4 protein-coding genes and 1 pseudogene are annotated in these 4286 nt (G+C 62.6%); 1 reads left to right on the forward strand and 4 read right to left on the reverse strand.

Annotated elements, in window-relative coordinates; translation table 11 throughout:
• Window positions 1-579, forward strand: a 579-nt coding sequence (locus D7W82_RS38555; protein WP_120623027.1) for a CBS domain-containing protein, incomplete at its 5' end; no start/stop codon positions are given.
• A gap of 275 nt (window positions 580-854) precedes the next feature.
• On the opposite strand, the gene D7W82_RS40320 is transcribed toward D7W82_RS38555, so the two are convergent.
• The 4 genes and pseudogenes from D7W82_RS40320 to D7W82_RS38570 form a co-directional block, all read right to left on the reverse strand.
• A complete protein-coding gene (locus D7W82_RS40320) occupies window positions 855-1355 on the reverse strand; it encodes a hypothetical protein (protein ID WP_147439764.1) in 501 nt (166 codons plus the stop codon).
• 26 nt (window positions 1356-1381) lie between these two features.
• Window positions 1382-2563 carry an AAA family ATPase gene (locus D7W82_RS38560; RefSeq protein WP_120623028.1) on the reverse strand — a complete coding sequence of 394 codons (1182 nt, stop codon included), beginning with the start codon at window positions 2561-2563 and terminating at the stop codon, window positions 1382-1384.
• A gap of 67 nt (window positions 2564-2630) precedes the next feature.
• Window positions 2631-4010: a hypothetical protein gene (locus D7W82_RS38565; protein WP_120623029.1), complete on the reverse strand. Its 1380-nt coding sequence runs from the start codon at window positions 4008-4010 to the stop codon at window positions 2631-2633.
• Between the two features lie 89 nt (window positions 4011-4099).
• Window positions 4100-4286: pseudogene (locus D7W82_RS38570) on the reverse strand (hypothetical protein); the annotation flags it as partial.

Below are 4286 nucleotides of genomic sequence, written 5' to 3' on the forward strand. Positions count from 1 at the left end.
ACGCGGGTGGCGGCGGGGTTGGGGCGCGTGTTCGCGGTGCTGTTCGGCGTGTGGGGGCTGGTGACGCTGAACCCGTTCACGCTGGTGGTGGCGTTCTTCGTGCTGATGGGCGCGGAGGGGGAGTCGCGGCAGGTGCGGATGAAGGCGCTGCTGGAGCGCGTGCAGGTGGAGGCGCTGATGACGCCGCGGATGGTGGGCGTGGACCTGGACCTGTCCATGCAGGACGCGCACTGGGCGATGCGGCACGAGCACGTGAACGCGTTGCCGGTGACGAGCGCGGGGCGGCCGGTGGGGCGGGTGACGTGGGCGGCGGTGCAGGCGGTGCCGGAGGCGCAGCGCGGAAGCTACGTGGTGCGCGACGCGATGGAGGACGGCGTGGTGGCGGACCTGCGCGAGGACGGGTGGGCGGCGCTGCGGAGGATGGCGGAGGCGCGCGTGCCCATGGCCTCGGTGGTGGATGAGGATGGATTGCTCGCGGGGACGCTGGATTGGAATGACATCCAGCGGGGGCTGGCGCGAGCGGAGGAGGCGGAGCGGAACCGGTCCCGGACGGGGTGGCCTCGCGAGCGGACGGCCTGAGTGCTTTCGGCTTCACGGCCAAGCGAGGAGGCGTTGCCTGCTCGTCGAGGAATGAAGACCTTGCGTGCCAAAGGGGCGGGCGGATGGCCCAGAAGAAGAACAGCCTCGTGGCGAACATCAACAACCGGTGAAAGAAGGCGGGGACGTCCCGGCCGAAGTGCCGCTCCAAGGTTTCCAGCAAGTCCTACAAGTCCATGGAGCGCGGCTGGGGCAAGACGGCGAGCAAGAGCACGGAGGAGGAGATCAGCCCGTAGTTGGTGTCCGGCACCTCGCGTCTACTTTTTTGAGGCCTTGATGCGGCGATGCTCCTGGTTTTTGGCTGGAGCGCTCTTCGGCAGGTGTTTCGCCATGACTTTCTTGCCTACGAACTCAATTCCATTTTGGTCAAGCCTCCTTCGTGCCCGTTCCGTGTCGGCGAAATAAACTTCGCTGGATGCAACCCATAACCACCGCTTGATGCGCACCCCATTTTGTATGTGTGTGCTCAGTTGTTCCATCGCGGCCGAACGTTTCTTTATAATTGTTGATATCTCGTCTTCCTTTGCTGAGTGAGGTTCTACGGCAATGATTTCACCGCTTGGTTCATGCCCTAGTAAGTAATCCCAGCGATTCTCTCCTTCCCGGCCGCTCAGCATCGCCTTGTCAAGGTCAATGCTGTCGTCAAATGCAGAGCGGATGGGTGGGTCGAAGTGTTGATGATGCTTGTTTTCTACGGCCTTTATTCCATCGCATACCAAGTCATGAAGAGTTGACTCTGGAGTGAGGGTTCGGCGCAATGAAGTCTTCTTTGAACTTGATCTGCTCAAGAATTCGCCTCGTTTACTGCTTTTCGCACAGCGTCGCCAAAACGCGATGAATATTCAGTCAGGCCTCCCCAACCGGAGATGCTCTCATCTTCTGAACTCGGATCCAGTTCGGAGATGTCCTTTGAAGTGACCTTGCCTTGCGAGTTAAACCTCAGCAGATGGGTGCGGTAGTCTTTTTGCAATGCTGCTTCCGCGACCTTCTGCATTTGTTGAGGGTGGTCCACGTCAAAGGCTTCGCAAACAAGCTGCCAGCGCGCCTTATGACGTTTGAGTTGGTTCATCATCCATTGCATCGTAATGATGTGTGGCGAGTGCGTGGAGAGCACTACGCGATATCCGCGCCACAGCAGATCGAGAACGAGCAGCATGACAGCAGTGACGGCTTGTGGATGAAGACCCATCTCCGGTTCTTCGATAACCACCCAGTCCAGTCCTTCACGTTTGCGAAGCTTTGTTGAAGGCAGTAGGTGGTATAGCCCCAAAAGTAGGGGGGTGAACTCACGTTGTCCGGCAGTCCAGGTCATGAAGGGCAAATGCATGTTTCCGTGAGCTAGTCGCAACCGCCTTGCATGTTGTGCATCTTCATGTATGCCGACTTCGCCACCATGGAAAACTGCGGAGTCAATTTTTCTGCGGATTTCTTGTTTCAGTCTCTTTTCTACTGGGAATAAGGTGCCTGCGTCTTTGCCGCTGAACTGATCAAACAGATTCTGGCTGAAAACACGTGCGACAACAGGTGTTTCAGATGAAAGCTTCTGGAAAGGTGATGCCCATCCGTCACTGATCAACATGGCGCGGTGTGCTGGCACGAAGAAGAGTCGCTCGGTGTTATCCCCGACGCGGCTAAGACTTTTTGGGGAAACTCGTCGGGTGCCAAGGCGCACCACTGTCGTCCCGCGCCACGCTCTTGCCATTCCAGTTCCAAAAATCAGATCGATGAGTACTTCAGATCGATCAACTGTATGGCCTGCGTCCTTGAGCGCATCAACCAGTTGGCGCCCATCCATCGCAGCCTTCAGCCATTGAAGTGCAAGACTCTTGCCTGCTCCTTGGGGCCCTACAAGTACGGTTAAATCACCAAGTGTCAGATCGACGTTGTTGAGATGTGCAAAGTTCTTGATAGACAACTTGATTGGCTTTGATGCGGTTGGTCTTGATTTACGAGTTCTTTTTTTCATTTGTGGGTTTGTGGGGAGATGGTAGTTTCAGTGTATTAGGTTTCACTCGCCTCTGTCCAAGTGGATGCTAAGGCTGCTCCGGCAGCGACCAGTTCATCTGGAACCGGTGCGCGCCATTGGGCGCACTGTCCAGCCAGCCGGTGATGCTGTCGCTCTTCGCGAGCAGGGGGCCCAGCTCCGTGCTCGCTCCGAAGAACGCGGCCAGTTGCTGGTCGCCCATCACGTCCATCAGCGACACCTGGGACAGGCCCCGGGCCACCTTCTTCGGATCCAATGTGAACTCCACCGCGCGCTTCAGCGGTCCGCCCTTCTCCGGCAGCGCCGCGAGCAGCGCCTGCGTCACCGTGGAGTCATTGCCGAACACCAGTTGCTTGCCCTTGAGCCGCACGTAGACGCTGCCGCCCTTGGCCTCCATCGCGTAGCCGTCCTCCAGCGTCTTGGCTCCCGGGAACTTCGCCAGCGGGGCCAGCGCCGCCTTCACCGCCGCCGCGTCCGTCACCTCCGCCGCCAGCGCCTGCTTCGCCGCGAAGAAGCGCACCTCCGGCTTGCGCAGCGAACCGCGCACCGCCACCGAGTCCACGCCGAACAACACCTGCCCCGTCAGCTGCTTCGCCAGCGCGTCCGTCACCGCCTTCACGTCCTCCGCCGGGCACGTGGGACACACCGTCCGCACCGCGTCCGCCACGGACTCCACCGCCTGCGCCACGCCCGTCGGCGCCACCTGCGCGCGTGCGAAGAGCAGGCCCGCGGGGGACATGGCGCCGTAGGGGCTCGTGCCCTTCGTCTGGAAGGGCGGCAGCGGCAGCTTCGTCGCCGTGCCCTCCACCTTCAGCCCCGTCGCCGTGCCGTCCAGCGCCACCACTCCGTCCTTCGTGGACACGAACAGCACGCCCGGCACCGCGGCCATCCTCGCGTCCGCGGCCGGCGCCTTCTGCGCCACCAGCTTCGCGGCCTCCTTGCGGAGCGCCTCGTCCGAATCCGTGCTCAGGAAGGCGCAGGCCTCCTGTCCCTTGATGACGTAGCCGCCGAAGCCGCCCGTGGGGCCTGGCGCGCGCAGCGTCGTCACGCCCTTCACCGTGCCCGCCCTCACGTCGCCGTGGCGCGCGAGCACGTTCGCCGTCGCTTCCTGGAACACCTTCGCGTCCTTCACCCGCGTGCACGCGATGCGGCCGTCCTTCCGCATGGACACCGTCAGCGGCCCCGTCACGTCGATGCCCTGCGCCTCCATCACCTCCGGCTTCCCGAGGTCGAACCGCAGGATGGGGTGCAGCTCGCCGCGCCACGCCTCCGGGTTCAACATCTGCGAGTACGCCCCGGCCCGCGTCAGGAACGCGTTCAACCCCTGGAGCTGATCCAACTGCGGAGCGTGGAGGACCGTCACCGTGGAGGCGGCGACGCGAGGCGCGGGTGCGGCCGCCAGCGTGGCGGCAAGTGCGAGGGCGAGCATGCCCCCACCTGAAAGCGCCCCATCGCCCCTGTCAAGGCACTCCCACCCGGGACGCCCACCACCAACGTCCGCGCGGTGCCCCGCTCGCCCTACGCCGGCAGACGCCCCGTGTTGGCCCAGTCAATCATCCGCTCCGCCAGCTCCTCCGCGTTGCGGCGCAGGTAGGCCAGCTGCAAGACCTCGTCGTCCGTGCACGCCAGCGCCATGCGCACCCGCACGCTGTCCACGAACCGCAGCACCTGCCCGATGCTCAGCGACGCCCGGTCCTCCAGCGCC

Origin of the sequence: Corallococcus sp. CA049B (genome assembly GCF_003611685.1) — a bacterium.
Classification (GTDB): domain Bacteria; phylum Myxococcota; class Myxococcia; order Myxococcales; family Myxococcaceae; genus Corallococcus; species Corallococcus coralloides.